The sequence below is a fragment of the Acidovorax sp. GW823-FHT05D11 genome, from assembly GCF_058795695.1.
The window spans coordinates 1736169-1758449 of the sequence record NZ_CM179502.1; the positions used below are offsets into that span (position 1 = coordinate 1736169).

Below are 22281 nucleotides of genomic sequence, written 5' to 3' on the forward strand. Positions count from 1 at the left end.
GGCCCGTCTTCCACAGGAAGCGAATGCGGCCTGCGGATGGGGCCGCATTGTGCCGTATTGGCCCAAGCCAAGGCCGCTTCCCGATGCCCGCCGGGGAAAAGCCCCGGAGGCTCTGGCAGTCAGGCCGCCTTCTCCACATGCGCCTGCCGCGTGTACAGAAAGTCGATCACCGCCTTGCGGCACTGCACGTAGCGCGGGTCCTCGGCCAGCTCCACGCGGCGGCGGGGGCGGGGCAGGTCGACGGCCAGCACCTCGCCAATGGTGGCGGCGGGGCCGTTGGTCATCATCACGATCTTGTCGGACAGCAGCACGGCCTCGTCCACGTCGTGGGTGACCATGACCACGGTGCTTTGCGTGCGCGCCACGATCTCCAGCAGCTCGTCCTGCAGCTTGGCGCGGGTCAGGGCATCGAGCGCGCCGAAGGGCTCGTCCATCAACAGCACCTGGGGTTCCATGCCCAGCGCACGGGCGATGCCCACGCGCTGCTTCATGCCGCCCGAGATCTCGCCGGGGCGCTTTTGCCCGGCGTGCGTGAGGCCCACCAGCGCCAGCGCCGCATCGGTGCGGGCCCTGAGCTGGGCCTTCGTTTCCTTGCCGCCAAACACGCGTTCCACGGCGAGGTAGATGTTGTCAAAGCAGGTGAGCCAGGGCAGCAGCGAGTGGTTCTGGAACACCACAGCGCGCTCCGGCCCCGGGCCCCTGATCTCCTTGTTGGCGCACAGCAGTGCGCCGTTGGTGGGCGTGGTCAGCCCCGCGATCAGGTTCAGCAGCGTGGACTTGCCGCAGCCCGAGTGGCCGATCAGCGCGACGAACTCGCCCTTGGCGATGGTGAGGTTGATGTCGCGCAGCGCCGGGAACAGGCCCTTGGCGGTCTTGAAGGTCTGCTCCACGCCATGGACTTCGATGAACTTGGTGGTGAGAGAGGTGTGCATGAGGAACTCCGGGTTGTTTCGAGGACCGCCGCGGCACCGGCTTGGCCGGGCCACTGGGGGGCACCTGAGGGGATGACGCGCCGCAGGCGCGGCTCAGGGGTGGGTCAGGTTTTGACCTCTTCGAAGGTGAACGCAGTGGCCAGCTTGATGAGCGCGAACTCCAGCACCAGCCCGACGATGCCGATCACGAAGATCGCGATGATGATGTTCTTGACGTTGAGGTTGTTCCACTCGTCCCACACCCAGAAGCCGATGCCCACGCCGCCGGTCAGCATCTCGGCGGCCACGATCACGAGCCACGCGGTGCCCACGGCCAGGCGCACGCCGGTCAGCATGTAGGGCAGCACGGCGGGGAACAGGATCTTGGTGGCGATCTTCCACTCCGACAGGTTGAGCACGCGGGCCACGTTCATGTAGTCCTGCGGCACACGCTGCACGCCCACGGCGGTGTTGATGATCATGGGCCAGATGGAGCAGATGAAGATCGTCCAGATGGCGGCCGGGTTGGCACCCTTGAACACCAGGAGGCCGATCGGTAGCCAGGCCAATGGAGACACCGGGCGCAGCAGGCTGATGAGCGGGTTGAACATGCGCGACAGGAAGTTGAAGCGCCCGATCACGAAGCCCGCTGGAATGCCCACCAGCGCCGCCATGCCAAAGCCCACGGCCACGCGTTCGAGCGACATCAGCACGTTCCAGCCCACGCCCTGGTCGTTGGGACCGTTGCGGTAGAACGGGTTGCTGAAGATTTCCAGCGCCTGCTTCCAGGTTTCCACCGGGCCGGGAATGCTGTTGCCCGTGGTGGCTGACACCACGGCCCACAGACCCACCAGCAAGCCCAGGCCACACAGCGGCGGCAGCACCGCCATCCAGAAGCCGCGCGACAGCGCCGCCCAGTCGCGACCGGCGGGGGCTGCAGATGCCGTGGGCGCAGGGCTTGCCGCCATTGCCGTTTTTGACTGTTTTTGGCTTCTGGCGCTTGCGGGCGAAGCGCTGCTAGCTACATTATTCATAGCGTTCTGTGCAACCACGGGGGCTGCATCCAGCGGGGAGTGAAAGACGGCACTGACCATGGTGTTCTCCTGTGCAGGGTGGACGGGGCAGGGCGCTTACGCCTTGATCTTGAAGCTGTCGGCGTACTTGGCGGGGTCCTTGCCGTCCCACACCACGCCGTCCATGAACTTGCTCGTACGCATTTCGCTCTTGGGCAGCGGCGTCTTGGAAGCGGCGGCCGCCTGCTTGTAGACGTCGATGCGGTTCACGGCCTTGGCCACGTTCAGGTAGTCGGGGTGGTCCTTGACCAGGCCCCAGCGCTTGTGCTGCGTGAGGAACCACATGCCGTCCGTGAGGTAGGGGAAGTTCACCGTGCCCTCGTTGAAGAACTTCATGTGGTTGGGGTCGTCCCAGGTCTTGCCCATGCCGTCCTGGTAGCGGCCCAGGATGCGCTGGTTGATGGCATCGACGCCCGTGTTCACGTAGGCCTTGCCGGCAATGGTCTCGGCCATCTTGTTCTTGTTGGCCAGGCCTTCGTCGATCCACTTGCTGGCCTCCAGGATGGCGGCCGTCACGGCACGGGCCGTGTTGGGGTACTTCTGCACGAATTCGGACGTGGTGCCCAGCACCTTCTCGGGGTGGTCCTTCCAGATGTCCTGCGTGGTCGTGGCCGTCACGCCGATGCCGTCCATGATGGCGCGGTGGTTCCAGGGCTCGCCCACGCAGAAGCCGTCCATGTTGCCCACGCGCATGTTGGCCACCATCTGTGGCGGGGGCACGGTGATGACCTTGGCATCCTTCATCGGGTTGATGCCGTTGGCCGCCAGCCAGTAGTACAGCCACATGGCGTGCGTGCCGGTGGGGAAGGTCTGTGCGAAGGTGTACTCGCGCTTCTCGCTGGCCATCAGCTTGGCCAGGCCCGCGCCATTGACGGCGCCCTTGTCGGCGAGCTTCTTGGACAGCGTGATGGCCTGCCCGTTGTGGTTCAGGTTCATCAGCACGGCCATGTCCTTCTTGGGCCCGGCCAGGCCCAGGTGCACGCCGTAGACCAGGCCGTACAGCACGTGGGCGAAGTCGAGTTCGCCGTTGACCAGCTTGTCGCGCACACCGGCCCAGGAGGCTTCCTTGGTGGGGATGATGGTCACGCCGTACTTCTTGTCGATGCCGAGCACCGAGGCCATCACCACGCTGGCGCAGTCGGTCAGCGGGATGAAGCCGATCTTGACTTCCTTCTTCTCCGGCGCGTCCGAGCCCTGGGCGTGCACCAGCGCACGCAGCGCGGGGCTGACGCCGACGGCGCCCACGGTGGCGGCCTGCAGCACGGTGCGGCGGTTGAGGCTGGTTTTGAGCAGATCGGTCATGGGGCACTTCCTCATAGCGTTGAAAACAAAAAAGGCGTCCTCCCGAGCAGCCTGCATACATGCAGCACCGGTCGGTGAGGGACGCCTCTGTCCATGGCGATACCCGATGAAGGGTTCGCCCAGCACCGGCCCGCCTTTGGGCCCGTGCTGTGTGGGGGTGAGACCGCCATTGGTCTCGCAGGGGTTAATGCAAGTGGCGTGCCAGGCCTTGCCGCACGGGCTCCGCATCAGTTCGGCGCATGGTTTGCTATTGAATTAATAGCTGCTTGCGCAAATGGATCAAGCGCTGGGGGGCTTTTTGACCTGCAAACGCGCGGAGGTGGTGCGCGCGGTGAATGCCGCACTGCCTTTGTGCGGCGCACCATCCGGGAGAAGCCGGTGGACCTGGGCGTAGCCCAGGCCGGGGATGCCGGGCAAGGACCGCTGCGCAGCGAGGGGATCGTCCCCTTTCCCGAGCCGGGCAGCGATTCGAGAGGAGGGGCCAAGGGCCGCGGCTCCAAGACTGCCTGCGCAGTCTGGACGGTCCCCGAGAGCGGGCGGCCTCTGGCGGCTGCACCGATGCGCGCAGCGCCTCAGGAGGATGTCACCTGCTTACCCGAGCAGGTCCATCACGTCGAGCATGCGCTGGGCCACATCCACGAGCTTGAGGCCCTTGTCCATGGCGGTCTTGCGCAGTTTCTCGTACGCGGCCTGCTCGGTCAGGCCCTGGCGCTGCATGAGCAGGCCCTTGGCGCGGTCGATGGTCTTGCGGTCCTTGAGCTCGGTCTTGGCATCGGCGAGCTCGGCGCGCAGCGCCTGCTCGTGCTGGAAGCGCGCCATCGCCACGTCCAGGATGGGGCGGATGCGCTGGGGCGCGAGGCCGGCCACGATGTAGGCCGACACGCCCGCGGCCACCGCGTCCTTGACGTGCGAGGTGTCCTCGTCGTTGGTGAACATCACGATGGGGCGGCGTTCGTCGCGCGTGGCCACCACCACGTGTTCCAGCGCGTCGCGGGCCTCGCTCTCGGCGTCCACGATGATCAGGTCGGGCTGCAGCTGGGCGATCCGCTCGCTCAGGAATACATCCGCGGGCAGCGTGGCGATCAGGTTGAAATTGTTCTCCAGCAGCCCGATGCGCAGCGCCCGCGAACGCTCCGCCTGCAGCACGGCGTGTTCGTCGTCGGGGTCGGCAATGGCCAGGTCCGGGGCCACCACCACGATGCGCAGAGACTCGTTCATACCCCGGAGCATAAGCAATTTTTACGCCACAAATTGGTGCGCCGAAGCGGTGCGCCCCGGGCAGGTGCCGGGTTCCGGCAAGGGCCTTGCCTTGCAGGGTCTGAAACTTGCTAATAGTTTGCCGATTGGCAGGGCATACCCGATAGCGCCTTTCCTCCGTCGTCGCATATACATCTGGTCACATTGACATATTGATGAGGATTCCGCATGAACAAGCATATTGACCGGCGCCGTTTCGCCGCCGGGCTGGCCTTGACCACCGCCGCGTCCATGGCGCTGCTGCTCCTGTCCGGGTGCGGCAAGGTGCCCGACACCATCAAGATCGGCGTGGCGCAGCCCTTGAGCGGCCCCCTGGGCGCCCTCGGGCAGGACTTGCTCAATGGCGTGAACCTGGCCGTGGCCGAACTGAACAAGGGCGGCTACACCGTGGACGGCAAGCGGGTGACGCTGGAGGTGGTGGCGGTGGACGACAAGGCCGACGCGGCCACCGGCAAGACGGTGGCCCAGCAGCTGGTGGATGCCGGCGTGGTGGCCGTCATCGGGCACCTGAATTCGGGCGTGAGCATCGAGACCGCGCCCATCTACGCGGCCAAGGACATCGCGCAGATCGCCATCTCCACCAACCCCAAGTTCACGCAGCTGGGTTTTTCCACCACCTTCCGCATGGTGGGCAACGACACGCTGCAGGCGCGCGCCATCGGCTCGTTTGCCGCCACCCAGCTGGGTGCCGCGCGCTATGCCGCGCTGGACGATGGCACGCCCTACGGCAAGGGCCTGGCCGACGGGGCCGCCGCGCAGCTCAAGGCCGAGAAGAAAGAGGTGGTGGTGCGCAAGTCGTTCGACGACAAGACCACGGCATTCGACGAACTGGCCGGCGAACTCAAGGCCGCGAAGGTGGAGGTGATCGTCTCCACCCTCAATGACTTCCAGGCGCTGGCGTTGCTGGAAGCCCTGCGCAAGGTGGGGCACACCAAGGTGAGCCTGCTGGGCGGCGACACCATCAAGACCACCGACATGACCAAGGGGGCCGGCATCGTCGAGGGCGTCTATGCCACCTCGCCCGTGCTGGAAGCCAAGGAGTTTTCCACGGGCAAGCCCTTCCTGGAAAAGTACATCGATGCCTACAAGAAGCCGCCCGCGTACGGCGGGCACTACAGCTACGACAGCATGTACGTGCTCTCGGCGGCCATCCAGAAGGCCAAGTCCGCGGACCCCAAGGACATCACCAAGGCCATGCACGGCATCAACGGCTACGCGCCCGTGATCGGCACGATGACCTGGGATGACAAGGGCGAGCAGCGCTACGGCGCGGTGGGCGTGTACGAACTGCGCAGCGGCAGCTGGGAGCTGCGCATGCGCTCGGACCGCTGGTAGGCGCGGCCTGCGACCCTGGGGATGCACGACCCCTGCCGGCCACCGCCGGCAGGGGTTTTTGCATCAGGCCCCCCGCGAGCCCGGGTTTTACACTCGGGGCATGAGTCTGTTGATCCTCGGAATTGAATCCTCGTGCGACGAGACCGGCGTGGCGCTGGTGCGCTCCACGGGCGATGCCGTTCCCACCCTGCTGTCCCACGCCCTGCACAGCCAGATCGAGATGCACCAGGCCTATGGTGGCGTGGTGCCCGAGCTGGCCAGCCGCGACCACATCCGCCGCGTGCTGCCGCTGGCCACACAAGTGTTGACCGAGTCCGGCCAGACGCTGGCGGACGTGGACGTGGTTGCTTACACGCGCGGCCCGGGCCTGGCGGGTGCCCTGCTGGTGGGGGCCGGCGTGGCCTGCGCGCTGGGCGCGGCGCTGGACAAGCCGGTGCTGGGCGTGCACCACCTGGAGGGGCACCTGCTCTCGCCCTTCCTGAGCGCGGACCCGCCCGAGTTCCCCTTCGTGGCCCTGCTGGTCTCCGGCGGCCACACCCAGCTCATGCGGGTGGACGGCGTGGGCCGCTACGAGATCCTGGGCGAGACCATCGACGACGCGGCGGGCGAGGCCTTCGACAAGTCGGCCAAGCTCATGGGCCTGGGCTACCCGGGAGGGCCGGCGCTGTCACGCCTGGCCGAGCAGGGCGATCCGGCGGCCTTCAAGCTGCCGCGCCCGCTGCTGCACAGCGGCAATCTCGACTTCTCCTTTGCCGGGCTCAAGACCGCCGTGCTGACCCAGGCCAAGAAACTGGGCGACGGGCTCGAAGCGCGCAAGGCCGACCTGGCGGCCAGCACCGAGGCCGCCATCGTCGAGGTGCTGGTGAAAAAGACGCTGGCGGCGCTCAAGCAGACCGGCCTCAAGCGCGTGGTGGTGGCCGGTGGTGTGGGCGCCAACCGGCATCTGCGGGCGCAGCTCAATGCCGCCTGCGCGGCGGCCAGGGTGCGGGTGCACTACCCCGAATTGCACCTGTGCACCGACAACGGGGCCATGATCGCCATGGCGGCGGCAATGCGGCTGCAGGCGGGGCAGCAGGAGGCGAACACCGACTATGCGTTTGATGTGAAGCCGCGGTGGCCGCTGGATTCCATCGTGCCAGTCGGCTGAAATGGGCTGGTCATTCCAGCCCCGTCGACAAAACTATCCTGGAGAACCGCGCTGTTGCCTGCGCAGTCCCATCCAACCCAGGATGGCAGCCAGTGCAGCCAGTGCCCACGGGTTGTTGACCGGGATGCTGGTGGGGTCAGAGCCCAGTGCCGGAGCCAGCGGATCGCGGATACGCCCTGCGGCAATGTCTGAATCACCTATGCCGTTGTCAGTGATGCTGTACGTCACTGTGCGGCGGTCCGGGCTGAGCGCTGCTTCGGTCCATAAGAACCAGGTGGAGGTCTGTGCTCCTGCCGTAGCCGGTCCGAACTTCCAGAACCGCACGCCTTCAGGCAACGGAGTCGGGTACGTGATGGAGATGGTGACGCTGCCGGTGCAGCCGGTGGCGAGGAACTCGAACGCGCCGTGAGGCAAGGTGCGGTTGGCGGGGGCCGTAGAAGGCACCGTGAATGCGGAGCTGGAATCCAGCGTACAGCTTGCGCCTCCGCCAGCGAGGGTGACTGAGCCGGTGCCTGACATGCCAGGTACCGCGCCGGTCACTGTCGAAAGTGTTGGTGTGACCACATTGCTGATGCCTGCGGCGGAAGGCCCCTTGTTGTTGGTAGCCACGACGCGGAAGCTGTACGCCGATCCGTTGGTGAGGCCAGAGACCGTGCAGCCGAGCGCACCCGAGGTCGTACACGTTTTGCTGCTGTCTTGCACCGCTGTGACCGTGTAGCCGGAGATGGCGCTGCCGCCATCGTGGGATGGTACTTGCCAGTTCACGGTCGCTTGCCCGTTGCCAGCCGTGACGCTGACGTTCTGGGGCGCGCCAGGCACATTGGCCTCGACCTGGATGGAGTAGGACTGCGAACCCGAACAGCCGCTGGCGTCCGCGACTGTCACTGTGAAGTTGAAGGTTCCAGTGGCCGTTGGCGTGCCGGAGATGGTGCCACTACCACCCAGCGTCAACCCGGGGGGCAAAGCACCAGCAGTCACCGCATAGCTTGGCGCTCCCAGTGCACCCGTCTGTGAAAGGGGGGTGCTATAGGCCTGACCCCAGACTGCCGGGGCCAGCGCGCCCCCCGGTGTCATCGTGAATGCCGGGCACACATAGGGTGTGTACACCGTGTTGTCGATACCAATGTAGTCGGAATTCGTTCCGAGAGCACCGGCCGAGGTGACGAAATAGCGAAACGCCATGCGTCCAGAGGTGGGGGCTGGAAGTCCCGAGATAGTGATGGTGTATTGCGTCCACGTCTGGGGATAGCCGCCGGCCACCAGCGTTGGATTGACGCTGAGCAGCAGCGCCGTGAAGTCCCCCACGGCGGTGGCGCCTGATCCCACATTTGTGCTTGCGCCATTGGTGCTCAGCCGGACTTCCAGCCGATCGGGATAGTCGGTCCCCGTGGGTTTTCTTGTGAAGAAGGTCAGCACATCCCCATTGCGCAGCGTCCGGTTTGGCATCGCGAGCCAGTTGCTGATGGTGCCGGTGCTGCCGGTGTTGTTGTAGTTGGCGCCAATGTATGCATTGGCTGCGCCGCTATACGCGTTGAAGGGGCCGGGGGTTGGCGTCGCTGTGGTTGCTGTCCCCTGGAACCAGCTGGTTGAGCCGGCCGGGGTGCTGTTGTTCTGCATGAACCATCCATTGCCCGTGAGCAACGTGATGTTGTCAAAATCTTCTGTGAATGCCTGGGCCCAGGCCTGGCTGGAAAAACCAACCACAAAGAGAATCATTGTGGCAATACGAAAACAAATCCTGCTCATGTCTGGCTGTCCGCTGTAGTGATTGACAACGCTGATGCGTGTCCGCTCCCGTGGGAGGCACATTTGCGGCGGTTCGTTTGTCGCGCCATTCATGCTGGACAGCACATTGCGCGAATCTAGTGTGCTGTCACCGCTCAAGCCACATGTTCACGAAATCGGATTTTCACACTCGGTACCGCACTGCAAGTCCTCGATACCGCTGCGGTGGTCACTGAGGGGGGCGCCTGCTTTTTTGAGAATGAAGCCATCGACTTCGTTGCATGCAGCTATTTCCGGGCCGGCGCACTAGCCGATGAATGCTGAAACAATCGCTAACAACCTTATGGGGTGGGCTACCAGCTGTCAAGAAAAAAAGCGCAGGCATCGGCGATGCCCGCGGGGTTGTGCGACGGGCGCTGATTTCTGTGCACCTTTCCCAGAACCTTTGAATACGCCTCTCAAGCTCGGACGCAGGAGGGTGAATGGCGGCTTGACCGACATTGACCAGGCGCGCGGCATTCAGGTGGACGCTCATGCCCGTCCACCGTATATGGGGGCCGTTTCAACGCCCTCAAAATGGATAGTGCCTCGGGGTTGTCTGCACCGTGATCCAGCGCAGCTCCGTGAACTCCCGCACCCCCGCCATCCCCCCAAACCGCCCGTACCCCGAACTCTTCACCCCACCGAACGGCATCTGCCCCTCGTCATGCACCGTCGGCCCGTTGATGTGACAGATCCCCGACTCGATGCGCGCCGCGACGTTCCACGCCTTGGCCACATCGCGGCTGAACACGGCGGATGACAGGCCGAACTCGTTGTCGTTGGCGCAGGCAATGGCTTCTTCCACACCATTCACGCGCACCACGGGCTTGACGGGACCGAACGACTCCTCGCGGTAGATGTCCATCTCGGCCGTCACGTGGTCGAGCACGGTGGCCTGCATCAGCGTGCTATCGCTCTTGCCGCCGCACACCAGCGTGGCGCCCTTGGCCAGCGCGTCGTCGATGAGCGCGTTGCAGCGGTGCACCGTGGCCATGTCCACCACCGAGCCGAGCACCACCGGGCCCTTGCGTGGGTCGCCCAGGGGCAGGGCCTTGGCGCGCTCGCCGAGCTTGGCCACGAACTCGTCGGCCACGGCGTTGTCCACGACGATGCGTTCGGTGGACATGCAGATCTGGCCCGAGTTGGCGAACGAGCCGAACACGGTGCCCGCCACCGCGGCATCCACGTCTGCATCGTCCAGCACCAGCAGCGGGGCCTTGCCACCCAGCTCCAGCACCACGGGCTTGAGGTACTTGGCACACGTCTGCGCGATGATGCGGCCCACCTTGGTGGAGCCCGTGAAGTTCACGCGGCGCACGGCCGGGTGGGCCACGATGGCCTCGACCACCGCACCGGCATCGGCGGGTGCGTTGGTCACGAAGTTCACCACGCCCTGGGGCAGCCCGGCTTCCTGCAGCGCCTCAATGATCAGGCCGTGCGTGGCGGGGCTCAGCTCCGAGCCCTTCAAGATGACCGTGTTGCCGCAGGCCAGCGGCGTGGCAATGGCGCGCACCCCCAGGATGATGGGCGCGTTCCACGGCGCGATGCCCAGCACCACGCCTGCGGCCTGGCGCACGCCCATGGCCAGGCTGCCGGGCACGTCCGACGGAATCACCTCGCCGGCGATCTGCGTGGTGAGGGCCGCAGCCTCCTGCAGCAGTCCTGCCGCCAGGTGCACGTTGAAGCCGGCCCACAGGCCCGATGCGCCGGTCTCTGCGGCCATGGCGGCAGCAAAGGCGTCGCCCTTGGCTTCGAGTGCGTGCGCGGCCTTGAGCAGCAGCGCGCGGCGCGCATTGGGCCCCAGGGCTGACCAGGCCGGGAAGGCCTTGGCCGCGGTGTCGGCGGCGGCCTTGGCATCGGCCACCGTGGCGGCCGGGGCCGTGGTGGCCACGGACCCGTCCAGCGGGTTGCGGCGCTCGAAGGTGGCTCCGCCTGTGGCCTGCACGCGCTCGCCGTTGATCAGCATGGAAATGGCAGTCATGGAATGTCTCCTGGATGAATAGGAAGGAAAAGTCGGATGGGGATGGGGTGCGGGACGTTCAGGCAACGCCCAGGTAGGCCTGGCGCACGGCGTCGGACTGCAGCAGCGTGGCGGCATCGCCCGAGGCGACGATGCGACCGCGCTCCAGCACATAGCCGCGCTGGGCCACCTGCAGCGCCTTGCGCACGTTCTGCTCCACCATGAGCACCGTGACGCCCTGGGCCGCGATGCGCTGCACGATGGCCAGCAGCTCGTCCACCATGCGCGGTGCCAGCCCCAGCGAGGGCTCGTCCAGCATCAACAGGCGCGGCCCGCTCATCATGGCGCGGGCCACGGCCACCATCTGCTGCTCGCCACCGCTCATGGTGCCCGCCAGTTGCTGGGCGCGTTCCTTGAGGCGCGGGAAGTCCTCGAAGGCCTGGGCCAGCCGGTCTGCCCGCACACGCGCAGGCATCAGCCAGCCGCCCAGCTCCAGGTTCTCGGTCACCGTCATCTGCGGGAACAGTTGGCGGCCCTCGGCCACCAGGGCCAGGCCGCGCTGCACGCAGGCGGTCGCATTGAGGGCCGGCACGGCCTGGCCGTCGAGCAGTACCGTGCCCTGGCGCGGCAGCAGTCCCGCTAGCGCTTTGAGCAGCGTGGTCTTGCCCGCACCGTTGGGGCCGACGATAACCGTGATGCCGGGCTGGGCCTCAAGAGATAAATCCTGCAGCACCTGGAAGCCGTTGTAGCCCGTGGTCAGGCCTTGTACCGTGAGGTGTGCGCCGCTCATGCCGTGGCTCCTTCGGGCGTTGCCTGAGTGCCCATCTCATCGCCCAGGTAGGCCTCGATCACCTCCGGGTTGCGCACCACCTCGGCGGGCGTTCCATCGGCGATCTTGCGGCCCTGGTGCAGCACCAGCACGCGCTCCACGTACTTGAGCAGCGTGGTCACCGCATGCTCGATCCACACCACCGTGAGGCCCCAGTCGTCGCGCAGGCGGCGGATGCGCTGGGCCATGGCGTCGACCTCGGCCTCGGTCAGGCCGGCGGCCACCTCGTCGAGCAGCAGCAGGCGCGGGCGCGTGCCCAGGGCCATGCCGATCTCCAGCAGGCGCTGCTGCGAGGGCGTCACATCGGCGGCAGGGCGCTCGGCCAAGGCCGACAGGCCCAGCATGGCCAGGATCTCGTCCTCGCTGCGCAGGCCCACGGGCCCCTGGCGGTGGCGGCCCGCGAACTGCATGCCAAAGCGCACGTTGTCGCGCACCGTCATGTCCGGGAACACGCGCGGCGTCTGGAAGGTGCGCGCAATGCCGTGGGCCGCATAGTGGTGCGGGCCCTTGCCGGTCAGGTTGTCGGCACCGCAGTGCAGCGTGCCCGAGGTCGGTGGCTGCACGCCCGAGATGGCGTTGAAGAACGTGGTCTTGCCCGCGCCGTTGGGGCCGATGATGCCGATCAGCTCGCCTGCGTGCAGGCTGGCGCTCACGCCGTCCACGGCGGTCAGCCCGCCAAAGCGCACGGTCATGCTGTCGATGGTCAGCAGGGCTTCAGACATGGCTGGCCTCCGTTGCAGGCGTGGCCGCCCGCTTGCGCTGCCACAGCGTGGCCAGCCCGTTGGGCAGGTACATCACGCACAGGATCAGCAGCAGGCCCAGCACCATCATGTAGCCATAGGGCAGCTGCAGGCGCAGCGTCTCGGCCAGCAGGCTGAAGACGATGGCCGCGAGCACCGGCCCGCCGATGCTGGCCGCCCCGCCGATCAGCGCGATCAGCACCGTCTGGAAGCCGATGAAGGGGCTGAACACGGCGGCCGGTTCGATGTAGGTCCAGCGCACGGCCATGGCCGCGCCCACGGCGCCCGCAAACGCGGCCGTGATGCCGAAGCCCGCGATCTTCGCCAGGCGCGTGTCCACGCCCAGGGTCTGCGCACGCTGCTCGTCGGCCCCGATGCCCGAGAGCGCCAGGCCGAAGCGGCTGCGCTGGATGGCGATGGCGGTCGCAATGGCCGCCGCCGCGATCAGCAGCACCGTGAGGTACACCGTCTCGTTGCTGGGCACCACCGTGAGCACACGGCCCACCGTGCCCGATACCTGCTTTTCGACAAAGGTCACCGCGTGGCGGATCAGCTCCGTCATGCCGAAGGTCAGCACCGCGAAGTAGGTGCCGCGCAGGTGCAGCACGGCGGCCCCCATGACCACGGCCACCACGGCGGCGATCAGCGCGCCGGCCACGATCACCAACGGCCAGGGCAGCACTTCCAGCAGCGTGGCGCTGGCGTACGCGCCGATGCCGAAGAAGGCCGATGTGGCCAGCGAGAGGTAGCGCGTGGCGCCGCAGAACAGCGACCAGCTGGTGGCCAGTGCGATGTACATCAGGCAACTGAGCAGCACTGAGGCCACGAACTCGGACACCAGCCAGGGCAGGGTGCCGACCACGGCCGTGCCCGCGGCGAGCGCCAGCCAGGGCTTGTTGGAATGGAGAGATTTCATTTTTTGGAAAAGAGGCCGTTGGGGCGCCAGATCAGCACGCCGATGAACACCGCATAGCTCAGCAGCATCTTGAGGGAGGGGCTGCTGAAGTGCATGCCCAGGGCCTCGACCACACCCAGCAGCAGGCCGCCGGCCAGGCTGCCCGCCAGGCTGCCGAAGCCGCCCAGCGTGATCACGATCAGCGCCGTCACGGTATAGGGCTCGCCCATCGAGGGGGAAATCTCGTAGGTCATCGACAGCAGGGCCCCCGCCACGCCCGACAGGCCCAGGCCGATGCCGAACATCATCGGGTGCAGGCGCCGGGTGTTGATGCCCACCAGCTGTGCCCCCGTGGGCGACTGCATCAGCGCCCGCACGGCCTTGCCCAGCAAGGTGAGCTTGAGCAGCGCGATCAGCGCGGCCGACAGCGCCAGCGCCACGCCGAACAGCACCAGCTTGTTCTCGGTGAAGCGCATGCCCGCCACCTGCACCGGGTCGGCCAGGTACTCGTAGCCGCGCAGGTCGCCGCCCCAGATCAAGAGGGCGGTGTTCTGCACCAGGAACATCAGGCCGAAGCCCACCATCAGGCTGCGCGCCTCGAACACGTCCACGTTCGGCGCGCGCGCCGCCAGGCGCTTGAAGCACAGCGCATGCACCGCCACCCCCAGCACGAACAGCGCGATGAAGGCGATGGGCATCAGCAGCAGCGGCGACCAGCCCCAGGCGGTGTGCGCCCACCAGGTGAGGAAGGCGCCGAGCATCAGGAACTCGCCATGCGAGATGTTCATGATGCGCATCAGCCCGTATTGCAGGTTCAGGCCCATAGCCACCAGCGCGTAGATGCCGCCGGTAATGAGGCCGCTGGCGACCAGTTCGGCCCAGGAGGTCAAGGACATGCCGTCTTACTTCCAGGCAGGCTTGTTGGTGTTCAGCTGCGCCGTGGCGCGGTCCTTGGGCCACACCACCTCGAAGTCGCTGCCCTGCCACTGGCTCACCGTGCCAGGGATGGAGGCGTTCTCGCTGCCTGCAAAGCGGATGCCGCCCAGGATGGTCTTGAACTCGTTCTTGGCGATGTGCTCGCGCAGCGCCTTGCGGTCCAGGCCCACCTTCTCCACGGCCTGCTGCAGGATCTGCAGGCCCGCCCAGGCATGGCCACTGGCCCAGCGGTCGGGCTCCTTGTTGAACTTCTTCACGTGGGCGTCGAAGTAGGCCTTGGCCTCGGGGCTGGTCTTCACGCTCCACGATCCCATGCCGATCACGCCTTCGGTGTTGGCCTGCATCACGTTCTTGTACAGCTGGAAGGCGGTGCCCACCGAAGCGTAGAAGAATTTGGGGTTCAGCCCCACCTCGCGCGCCTGGCGGCTGGCCAGGATGGTGTCGGGCGGGTAGGTGATGCCGATGAAGGCGTCGGGGTTCTGGTCCTTGATGCCGCGCAGCACGGGCGCCAGGTCCTTCACGCCCAGCGGGTAGCTCTTGCGCTCCACCACCTGGATGCTGGTCTTCTTGAGCGCGTTGTTCAGCGCCGCGAAGTTTTCCAGGCCGAACAAGTCGTCCATGTAGACGATGGCCACCGACTTCACGCCGTTGGCCACCAGCATGTCCACCAGCGCGCCCATCATCTTGTCGGGCTGCTGCAGCAGGGAGAAGAAGTAGGGCAGGTTCATGTCGATCAGCTTGCGCGACAGGGCGGTGGGCGCCAGCAACGGGTAGCCAAAGCGGTTGGCCAGCGGCGCGATGGCGAAGTTGGCGCCCGAGCCCCAGGGCGGCAGGATCAGGTCCACCTTGTCGCTGCCCATGAGTTTCTCGAAGGTGCGCACACAGGTCTCGGTCTCGCTGCGGTCGTCGTAGCCGATGAGTTCGATGGGGCGCTTGGCGCCCTTGATGCTCAGGCCGCCCGCCGCGTTCACCTGTTCGGCCCACAGCAGGTAGTTGGGCTCCTGGCTGACCTGGGCGCCTGCGGCCCAGGGGCCTGTGCGGGCAATCGCGTAGCCGATGCGCACGGGGGCGCTGCCACTGCCTTGGGCCAGCAGCTGCGGCGCCACGGCCAGCGCGCCCACGGTGGCGGCGGCCCCCTTGATCCATTGGCGCTTGGAGGGTTGGGATGGTGAATGCGTTGTCATTGTGTGTCTCCTCGGATGGGAGGCCCGCGCAGTGCAGGCCGTACCCGGATCGTAGGAAGACGCCGCCCGGTACGCTGGGCTGAGCGTGCACAAAAGCCTTGTCCCAGCGTGCACGGCGCAGGGGGTTTACCCGGATTTCCGTGCCCGCCGCAGGAATAGCGGCGCGGCCGATAATCCCGCTGAGACAGGCGGCACCGTCTGCATGACGACTGGAGACACCCATGGCCCACCCTCTGACCGAGGTATCGACCGACACTGTGCCACCGCGCGACCGCCTGCACCTGTGGGGCGATGCGGTGTGGCGCCTCATTGGCGGGCTGGAGTCCGATGCGTTTGGCGACGAGGCCTTCGCGGGCCACATCACGTCGGGCCAGGCGGGCTACGTCAACCTGTGCCAGCTCGACGTGAGCCGCCACCGTGTGGTGCGCACCCCCAGCCTCATCCGCAGCAGCGACCGGGCCTACATCAAGGTGGTGGCGCAGCTCGAAGGGCGCGCCTGCTTCGAGCAGAACGGCCGCCAGGTGTGGCTGTCGCCGGGCGAATGGAGCGTGTACGACACCACGCGCGCCTACGCGGTGAGCAACCCGGAGGCCGTGCGCCAGATGGTGCTGATGATCCCCAAGGAACAACTGCCCGAGCGCAAGCTCAAGCTCGACGACCTGATGGTGCAGCGGTTTTCAGGCACCACGGGCGTGTCGCGCCTGGCGTGGGACACCATGCGCGCTGCGTTCACCGAGCTGCCCAGCATGTCCGACGCCGCTGCCGACGGCGTGGCCGACGTGATCACGCACCTGGTGCAGCTGTCGCTGCTGGAGCGCAACGGCCAGCACAGTGCCGTGTCGCAGCGCGAGGCCCTGCGGGACCGTATCGGCCAGTACATCGACCGCCACCTCGCAGACCCGGACCTCACCATCGACCGTATTGCGCAGGCGCTCAACTGCAGCAAGCGGCACCTGTACAACGCGGTGGCGGACGAGGAGAACACGCTGGCCACCATGATCCAGCACCGGCGGCTGGAGGCGTGCCTGCAAGACCTGCGCAGCAGCGCGCAGGCGCAGCGGTCGGTCACGGACATCGCGCTGTCCTGGGGTTTCTCCAACAGCGCCCATTTCAGCCGTGTGTTCCGCGCACATGTGGGTTGCAGCCCCAGCGAATACCGCACGCGGGCCCGGGTTCCGGCATTGCCACATTGAGCGCGCTCTCCGGCCGCTGCGCAGCCCTGTCGGCAGGTCGCTTCATAGGAAAAAACGCTCCTACCGCTTGCGGCAAGGGCGCTTTCAGCTATTGAATCAATAGCGGTCGTGCTGGCGGCAGGCGGCCCGCCCTGTGCTGGCGGGCGGGTAACTGTGCAAGCGCCGCCGTTTACTGGATGCTCAGAGACGTGGCCCGGCTCACGGGCTCCAGGCGGGCCAGCGTCAGGGTCAGCACGCCGTTTTCCAGCTTGGCGGAGCTGTTGGCGGCATCGATGTCGGTGGCCAGCTCCCAGGCGCGCTGCACCTGGCGAGGCGCGCCTTCCACGCTGTGCAGGCGCACCTGGTTGCCTTCGATGCTGATGGACAGCTGCTCGCGGGCCAGGCCCGGTACATCCAGCTGCAAGGTGGTGGTCTTTTCGTCCTGCGTCACGGCGCAGCCGGCAGAGGCCGGGGCTGCGGGTGCGGCCAGTGCGCCCATCAGGAAACGCTGCAGCGCCAGGTCGGCGGAACGGGGGGACTGGGCATAAGCGGCACGGCGGATCACGGGGGCGAAGATCATGGGTAACTCCTATAAACTGCGCGGCTCTCGACGTGGTCGCCGCATGCCAAGGAGTTGTGTACGGCCGGGTTGCTTTTCAAGGGAAAAATGGCATGAATAAATTGCGCTCCGTGGGCTTGAAAACAGGCGCAGCGGCATTACGTCAACCGGTTTTGGCGCTGGCCGCGGCGCTGGTCTGCGCTGTGGCCCCCCTTTCCGCCAGCCATGCCCAGACCGCGCCCGGCACCACGGCCGCGGCCCCGGCCAAGCCGGTGAAGGTGGCGCTCATCGAAAGCCTTTCGGGCGCGTTCGCCAACACCGGCGAGGCGGTCTATCGCAACGTCTACTGGGCCATGGAGCGTGTGAACGCACGCGGCGGCGTGCAGTTGCCCGCCAGCAGCGGCGGTCCCCGCCCGCTGGCGCTGGAGCGCTACGACAGCAAGGGCCAGAACGAGGAGGCCTTGTCGGCACTGCGCGCGGCCATCGACGACGGCGCGCAGGTCATCCTGCAGGGCAATTCTTCGGCCACGGCGGCGGTGCTGATCGAAGCCATCAACAAGCACAACGAGCGCGAGCCGAACAAGCGCGTGATCTTTTTGAACTACTCCGCGGTGGACCCGATCCTCACCAACGAGAAATGCAGCTTCTGGCACTTTCGCTTCGACGCGCATGCGGACATGCGCATGGCCGCGCTCATGGAAGTGATGCGCGAAGACAAGGGCCTCAAGAGCGTCTACCTCATCGGCCAGGACTACAGCTTCGGCCAGGCCGTGCTGCGCGAGGCGAAGAAGCAGCTGGCCGCCCAACGCCCCGAGGTGACGGTGGTGGGCGACGAGCTGCACCCCATCGGCCGGGTGAAGGACTTCGCGCCCTATGCGGTGAAGATCAAGACCAGCGGCGCGCAGGCCGTGGTCACGGGCAACTGGGGCAATGACCTCACGCTGTTGGTCAAGGCCGCGCGCGAGGTGGGCTACGAAGGCAGCTTCTACACCTTCTACGGCAACGCCCTGGGCGCGCCCGCCGCCATCGGCGACGCGGGCATCGGCAAGGTGGTGGCCGTGGCCGACTGGCTGCCCAACGTGCCGGGCGCGCAGAGCGAGGCGTTCTACCAGTCGTTCCGCACGCGCTTTCCCAAGCCGCAGGATGACTACGTGCACATGCGCATGCAGCTCATGGTCGAGGCGCTGGCCCAGTCCATCGAACGCGCGGGCAGCACCGACGCCGTGGCCGTGGCGCGGCAGATGGAGAGCGCGAATGTGCAGCTGTCGGGCCAGGGCGGCAGCATGCGCGCGGCGGACCACCAGTTCCAGCAGGCGCTGGTGGTGGGCGTGATGGACAAGAAGGGCGCACCGGGCGTGAAGTTCGACGTGGAAGGCTCGGGCTACGGCTTTCGCGTGGTGCGCCAGATCGCCGCCGCCAAGGCCCAGCAACCCCACAGCTGCACCATGCAGCGCCCCTGACCCACGGCGCGGGCGGTATGCGGCGCAGCGCGCGCCGCATATCGATATGAAAAGTTAGCGCAACCGGTGCAGGCCGTCGGGCCACAGAATTTGTCGCATTGATCACCCATGCGCGAATCGCTGCCTCCACCGTGTCCTACACCCTCTCCCTGCTCGACAAAAGTCCCATCCCCGACGGAGCCACGGCGGCCGAGGCGCTGCAGCGCACCGTAGCGCTGGCCCAGCGCGCCGAGCAGCTGGGCTACCGCCGTTTCTGGGTGGCCGAGCACCATGGCAACCCGGGCCTGGCCGGCTCGGCGCCCGAGGTGCTGGTGGCCCACCTGCTGGCGCGCACCTCGCGCATTCGCATCGGCTCGGGCGGCGTGATGCTGCAGCACTACAGCCCCTTCAAGGTGGCCGAGGCCTTCAAGGTGCTTGCGTCCCTGGCGCCCGGCCGCGTGGACCTGGGCGTGGGCAAGGCGCCCGGCGGCCTGCCGCTGTCCACCCGGGCGCTGCAGGCGCTGCACGATAAATCCCGGCCTGCGGACTTCGGCGCGCGCTTTGCGGAGCTGGACGCCTTCCTGCACGGCACGCTGGACCCGGACCACGCGCTGGCGGGCGCCGTGGCCTACCCCGCACCGCCCAGCCTGCCCGAGCGCCACCTGCTGGGCGGCAGCCCCGACAGCGCGGCGCTGGCGGCACGGCATGGCTGGCACTTCACGTACGCGGGCCATTTCAATGGCGACCCCGTCAACATCGAGCGCACGGTGCGCGTGTACCGCGAAGCCGCTGGCCGCGCCCCCTCGCTGGCGCTCTATGCGCTCGTGGCCCCTACCCAGGCGCAGGCCGACAGCCTGGTGGGCGCATTGCGCGTGTTCAAGCTGCATTTGTCCACCGGGCAGAGCGTGAACCTGCCCAGCGCGCAGGCCGCCGCGGAGTTTGCACGCCAGGCCGGCGTGGCGGACTACCGGCTTGAAGAAACCCGGCCCCACGTGATCGCCGGTTCGCCCGACACGGTGCGCGAGCAGCTCGATGCGCTCAGCGAGCGCTACGGCATCGAAGAGTTCGTGGTCGACACGCCCGTCACGGGCTTTGCCGACCGCCTGGCCTCGGTCGAGTTGCTGGCGGGCGCCTATGCCACCGCCGAGGCCTGACCCGTTGGCCGCCCCCCTTTCCCCAGGAACAGACACCATGAGCAACACCCCATCCCCCATCCGATTCGGCGTCATGCTGCATGGCGCAGGCGGCCACATGAATTCGTGGAAGCACCCCGCAGGCCCCGCGGACGCGAGCGTCAACCTCGACTTCTACATCGAGACCACGCGGAAGGCCGAGGCCAACGGCATCGCCTTCGCCTTCGTGGCCGACGGGCTGTTCATCAACGCGAAGTCCATCCCGCATTTTCTGAACCGCTTCGAGCCCATCTCCATCCTGTCGGCGCTGGCCGTGGCGACGTCGAAGATCGGGTTGGCGGGCACCATCTCCACCTCGTACAGCGAGCCATTCACGGTGGCGCGGCAGTTCGCGTCGCTGGACCTCATCAGCAAGGGGCGCGCCGGCTGGAACGTGGTGACCACACCGCTGGAGGGCACGGCCAGCAACTACAGCCGCAACCACCCCGACCATGCGCTGCGCTACGAGATCGCCGACGAATACCTGCAGGTGACGCAAGGCCTGTGGGACAGCTGGGACGAAGACGCCGTGGTGCGCAACCGCGCCACGGGCCAGTTCTTCGACCCCGCCAAGCTGCACACGCTGAACCACAAGGGCCGCTTCTTCCAGGTGGCGGGGCCGCTCAATATCGGCCGGTCGCCGCAGGGGCAGCCGGTGATCTTTCAGGCGGGTTCCTCCGACGCTGGCATCGGCCTGGCGGGCAAGTACGCCGATGCGGTGTTCACGCATTCGCCGTCGGTCGAGGAGACGCGCAGCTTTCTGCGCAAGGTCAAGGCCAGCGCCGTGGTGCATGGCCGCCAGGCCGACGACGTGAAGATCTTCCCCGGCATCGGGCCCGTGGTGGGCGCCACGCAGGAAGAGGCTGGCGCCAAATACCAGGCCATCCGCGAGCTGCTCACGGTCGATGAAGCGCTGGCCTACCTGGGCCGCTACTTCGACCACCACGACTTCAGCCAGTACCCGCTGGACGCGCCCTTTCCGGAGCTGGGCGAGATCGGCCGCAACAGCTTTCGCTCCACCACCGACCGCATCAAGGCCGACGCCAAGGCACGTGGCCTGACCCTGCGCCAGGTGGCGCTGGAGGCCGCCACGCCGCGCTCGCAGTTCGTCGGCACGGGCGAGCGCGTGGCCGACGAGATCATCCGCTGGGTGGATGAGGGCGCGGCCGATGGCTTCATCCTGGGCTTCCCCGTGCTGTCGCAGGGGCTTGATGATTTCATCGCGCACGTGATTCCGGTGCTGGAGTCGCGGGGCCGCTACCAGCGCACGCTGCCGGGCCACACCCTGCGCGACCACCTGGGCCTGCCGCGCAAGGCCAGCCGGTACGCGCAGGCCGATGCGGACGCAGCCACGGCGCCAGAGAAGAAGGTGGCGTGATGGGCGCAGCATTGCCCGTAGCGGCTTCCGCACACGACGTGCAGCGGGTGAAAAGCGTGGAAGAGGGCATTGCCGCCTTCATCCACGAGTTCCAGGCATTGCGCCGGGACCTGCACCAGCACCCCGAGCTGTCGTTCCAGGAGCACCGCACCTCGGCCATTGTGGCCGAGCGCCTCGCGTCCTGGGGGTACGAGGTGACCACCGGCATCGCGGGCACCGGCCTGGTGGGCACGCTGCGCAAAGGGCAGGGCACCAAGACCCTGGGCATCCGTGCCGACATGGACGCACTGCCCATCACCGAGGCCACGGGCCTGCCCTATGCCAGCCGGAACGCCGGGGTGATGCACGCCTGCGGGCACGACGGGCACACCACGGTGCTGCTGGCTGCGGCGCGCTTCCTGGCCGAGTCGGGCCGCTTCGACGGCACGCTGAACCTCATCTTCCAGCCCGCCGAGGAGAACGGCGGCGGTGCACAGCACATGATCGGCGAGGGCCTGTTCGAGCGCTTTCCGTGCGACGCGGTGTTCGGCCTGCACAACTGGCCCTGCGTGGGCGCGGGGCACTTCGGCTGCGTGACGGGGCCTGCCATGGCCTCGGTGGACCAGATCACCATCACCGTGCGCGGCAAGGGCGGCCACGGCGCCGCGCCGCACGAGACGGTGGACCCGGTGGTGGCCAGCGCGCACATCATCACCGCGCTGCAGACGGTAGTCTCGCGCAATGTCGATCCGCTCGACATGGGCGTGGTCACGGTGGGCTCCATCCACGGCGGCAACGCGCCCAACGTGGTGCCCGAGAGCGTGGAGCTCAAGCTCACGGCCCGCGCCTTCAAGCCCGAGGTGCGCGAGGTGCTCAAGGAGCGCATTCCGGCCATCGCCCGCGCGCAGGCCGAGAGCTTTGGTGCCACGGCCGATGTGTCGTACCGGTCCGGCTACCCGGCGGTGCTCAACCATGAAGCCGAGACGGAGCTGGCACGCAGTGTGGCCATCGACACCTTCGGCGCAGCCCGCGTGGACGCAGGCTTTCGCCCGCGCACGGCCAGCGAGGATTTCGCCTTCATGCTGCTCAAGCGCCCGGGCAGCTACGTGTTCGTGGGCAATGGCGATGGCGCATCGCTGCACAGCCCGTACTACGACTTCAACGACGCCATCCTGGCGCCCTCGGCCACGTACTGGGTGCGGCTGGCCGAGCGGTTTCTGGCCTGAGACCCTTTCACGAGAAAGCC

19 protein-coding genes are annotated in these 22281 nt (G+C 67.1%); 7 read left to right on the forward strand and 12 right to left on the reverse strand.

Annotated features, from left to right (window positions below; genetic code table 11):
- Positions 1-119: 119 nt before the first annotated feature.
- The 4 genes from AC3RCE_RS07880 to AC3RCE_RS07895 form a co-directional block, all read right to left on the reverse strand.
- Entirely contained in the window at positions 120-932 is an 813-nt protein-coding gene (locus AC3RCE_RS07880) for an ABC transporter ATP-binding protein (protein WP_218340634.1), read from the reverse strand.
- Between the two features lie 104 nt (positions 933-1036).
- A complete protein-coding gene (ntrB, locus tag AC3RCE_RS07885) occupies positions 1037-2005 on the reverse strand; it encodes a nitrate ABC transporter permease (RefSeq protein ID WP_492245541.1) in 969 nt (322 codons plus the stop codon).
- Between the two features lie 36 nt (positions 2006-2041).
- Complete coding sequence (locus AC3RCE_RS07890; RefSeq protein WP_218340636.1) at positions 2042-3286, reverse strand: CmpA/NrtA family ABC transporter substrate-binding protein; 1245 nt, start codon at positions 3284-3286, stop codon at positions 2042-2044.
- A 591-nt stretch (positions 3287-3877) separates the two neighbouring features.
- The gene (locus AC3RCE_RS07895) at positions 3878-4504 is read right to left on the reverse strand and encodes an ANTAR domain-containing response regulator (RefSeq protein WP_218293883.1); all 627 of its coding nucleotides are present in this window, start codon (positions 4502-4504) and stop codon (positions 3878-3880) included.
- Positions 4505-4711: 207 nt separating this feature from the next.
- Here AC3RCE_RS07895 and AC3RCE_RS07900 point away from each other — a divergent pair, with 207 nt between their 5' ends.
- Entirely contained in the window at positions 4712-5878 is a 1167-nt protein-coding gene (locus AC3RCE_RS07900; protein ID WP_218293884.1) for a branched-chain amino acid ABC transporter substrate-binding protein, read from the forward strand.
- 100 nt (positions 5879-5978) lie between these two features.
- Positions 5979-7025, forward strand: coding sequence for a tRNA (adenosine(37)-N6)-threonylcarbamoyltransferase complex transferase subunit TsaD (gene tsaD / locus AC3RCE_RS07905; protein WP_369641897.1), 1047 nt, complete (start codon positions 5979-5981; stop codon positions 7023-7025).
- Positions 7026-7058: 33 nt separating this feature from the next.
- On the opposite strand, the gene AC3RCE_RS07910 is transcribed toward tsaD, so the two are convergent.
- The 7 genes from AC3RCE_RS07910 to AC3RCE_RS07940 form a co-directional block, all read right to left on the reverse strand.
- Positions 7059-8771, reverse strand: a complete 1713-nt coding sequence (locus AC3RCE_RS07910; RefSeq protein WP_492254868.1) for an IPTL-CTERM sorting domain-containing protein — start codon at positions 8769-8771, stop codon at positions 7059-7061.
- A gap of 550 nt (positions 8772-9321) precedes the next feature.
- Positions 9322-10773, reverse strand: a complete 1452-nt coding sequence (locus AC3RCE_RS07915; protein WP_492254869.1) for an aldehyde dehydrogenase — start codon at positions 10771-10773, stop codon at positions 9322-9324.
- Between the two features lie 58 nt (positions 10774-10831).
- Complete coding sequence (locus AC3RCE_RS07920; RefSeq protein WP_492254870.1) at positions 10832-11542, reverse strand: ABC transporter ATP-binding protein; 711 nt, start codon at positions 11540-11542, stop codon at positions 10832-10834.
- The gene (locus tag AC3RCE_RS07925) at positions 11539-12303 is read right to left on the reverse strand and encodes an ABC transporter ATP-binding protein (protein ID WP_492254871.1); all 765 of its coding nucleotides are present in this window, start codon (positions 12301-12303) and stop codon (positions 11539-11541) included. Before AC3RCE_RS07925 ends, AC3RCE_RS07920 begins: the two co-directional genes overlap by 4 nt.
- On the reverse strand, positions 12296-13237 hold the full coding sequence (locus AC3RCE_RS07930; RefSeq protein WP_492254872.1) for a branched-chain amino acid ABC transporter permease: 942 nt from the start codon (positions 13235-13237) through the stop codon (positions 12296-12298). The genes AC3RCE_RS07925 and AC3RCE_RS07930 overlap by 8 nt, the downstream gene beginning before the upstream one ends.
- Positions 13234-14112 (reverse strand): branched-chain amino acid ABC transporter permease, encoded by an 879-nt coding sequence (locus AC3RCE_RS07935; protein ID WP_057270748.1) that lies wholly within the window; start codon positions 14110-14112, stop codon positions 13234-13236. The genes AC3RCE_RS07930 and AC3RCE_RS07935 overlap by 4 nt, the downstream gene beginning before the upstream one ends.
- A gap of 6 nt (positions 14113-14118) precedes the next feature.
- Positions 14119-15336, reverse strand: a complete 1218-nt coding sequence (locus AC3RCE_RS07940) for an amino acid ABC transporter substrate-binding protein (protein WP_492254873.1) — start codon at positions 15334-15336, stop codon at positions 14119-14121.
- A gap of 221 nt (positions 15337-15557) precedes the next feature.
- On the opposite strand from AC3RCE_RS07940, the gene AC3RCE_RS07945 reads away from it, so the two are divergent.
- Positions 15558-16529 (forward strand): AraC-like ligand-binding domain-containing protein, encoded by a 972-nt coding sequence (locus AC3RCE_RS07945; RefSeq protein ID WP_369641903.1) that lies wholly within the window; start codon positions 15558-15560, stop codon positions 16527-16529.
- 169 nt (positions 16530-16698) lie between these two features.
- Here the strand turns inward: AC3RCE_RS07945 and AC3RCE_RS07950 are convergent, their stop codons facing one another.
- Entirely contained in the window at positions 16699-17088 is a 390-nt protein-coding gene (locus AC3RCE_RS07950) for an Hsp20/alpha crystallin family protein (RefSeq protein WP_492254874.1), read from the reverse strand.
- 92 nt (positions 17089-17180) lie between these two features.
- Here AC3RCE_RS07950 and AC3RCE_RS07955 point away from each other — a divergent pair, with 92 nt between their 5' ends.
- The 4 genes from AC3RCE_RS07955 (at position 17181) to AC3RCE_RS07970 (ending at position 22261) form a co-directional block, all read left to right on the forward strand.
- Entirely contained in the window at positions 17181-18527 is a 1347-nt protein-coding gene (locus AC3RCE_RS07955) for a branched-chain amino acid ABC transporter substrate-binding protein (RefSeq protein ID WP_492254875.1), read from the forward strand.
- A 131-nt stretch (positions 18528-18658) separates the two neighbouring features.
- Positions 18659-19660, forward strand: coding sequence for an LLM class flavin-dependent oxidoreductase (locus AC3RCE_RS07960; RefSeq protein ID WP_492254876.1), 1002 nt, complete (start codon positions 18659-18661; stop codon positions 19658-19660).
- 37 nt (positions 19661-19697) lie between these two features.
- Positions 19698-21056: an LLM class flavin-dependent oxidoreductase gene (locus tag AC3RCE_RS07965; protein ID WP_492254877.1), complete on the forward strand. Its 1359-nt coding sequence runs from the start codon at positions 19698-19700 to the stop codon at positions 21054-21056.
- Positions 21056-22261 carry a M20 aminoacylase family protein gene (locus AC3RCE_RS07970; protein ID WP_492254878.1) on the forward strand — a complete coding sequence of 402 codons (1206 nt, stop codon included), beginning with the start codon at positions 21056-21058 and terminating at the stop codon, positions 22259-22261. Before AC3RCE_RS07965 ends, AC3RCE_RS07970 begins: the two co-directional genes overlap by 1 nt.
- Positions 22262-22281 lie beyond the last annotated feature (20 nt).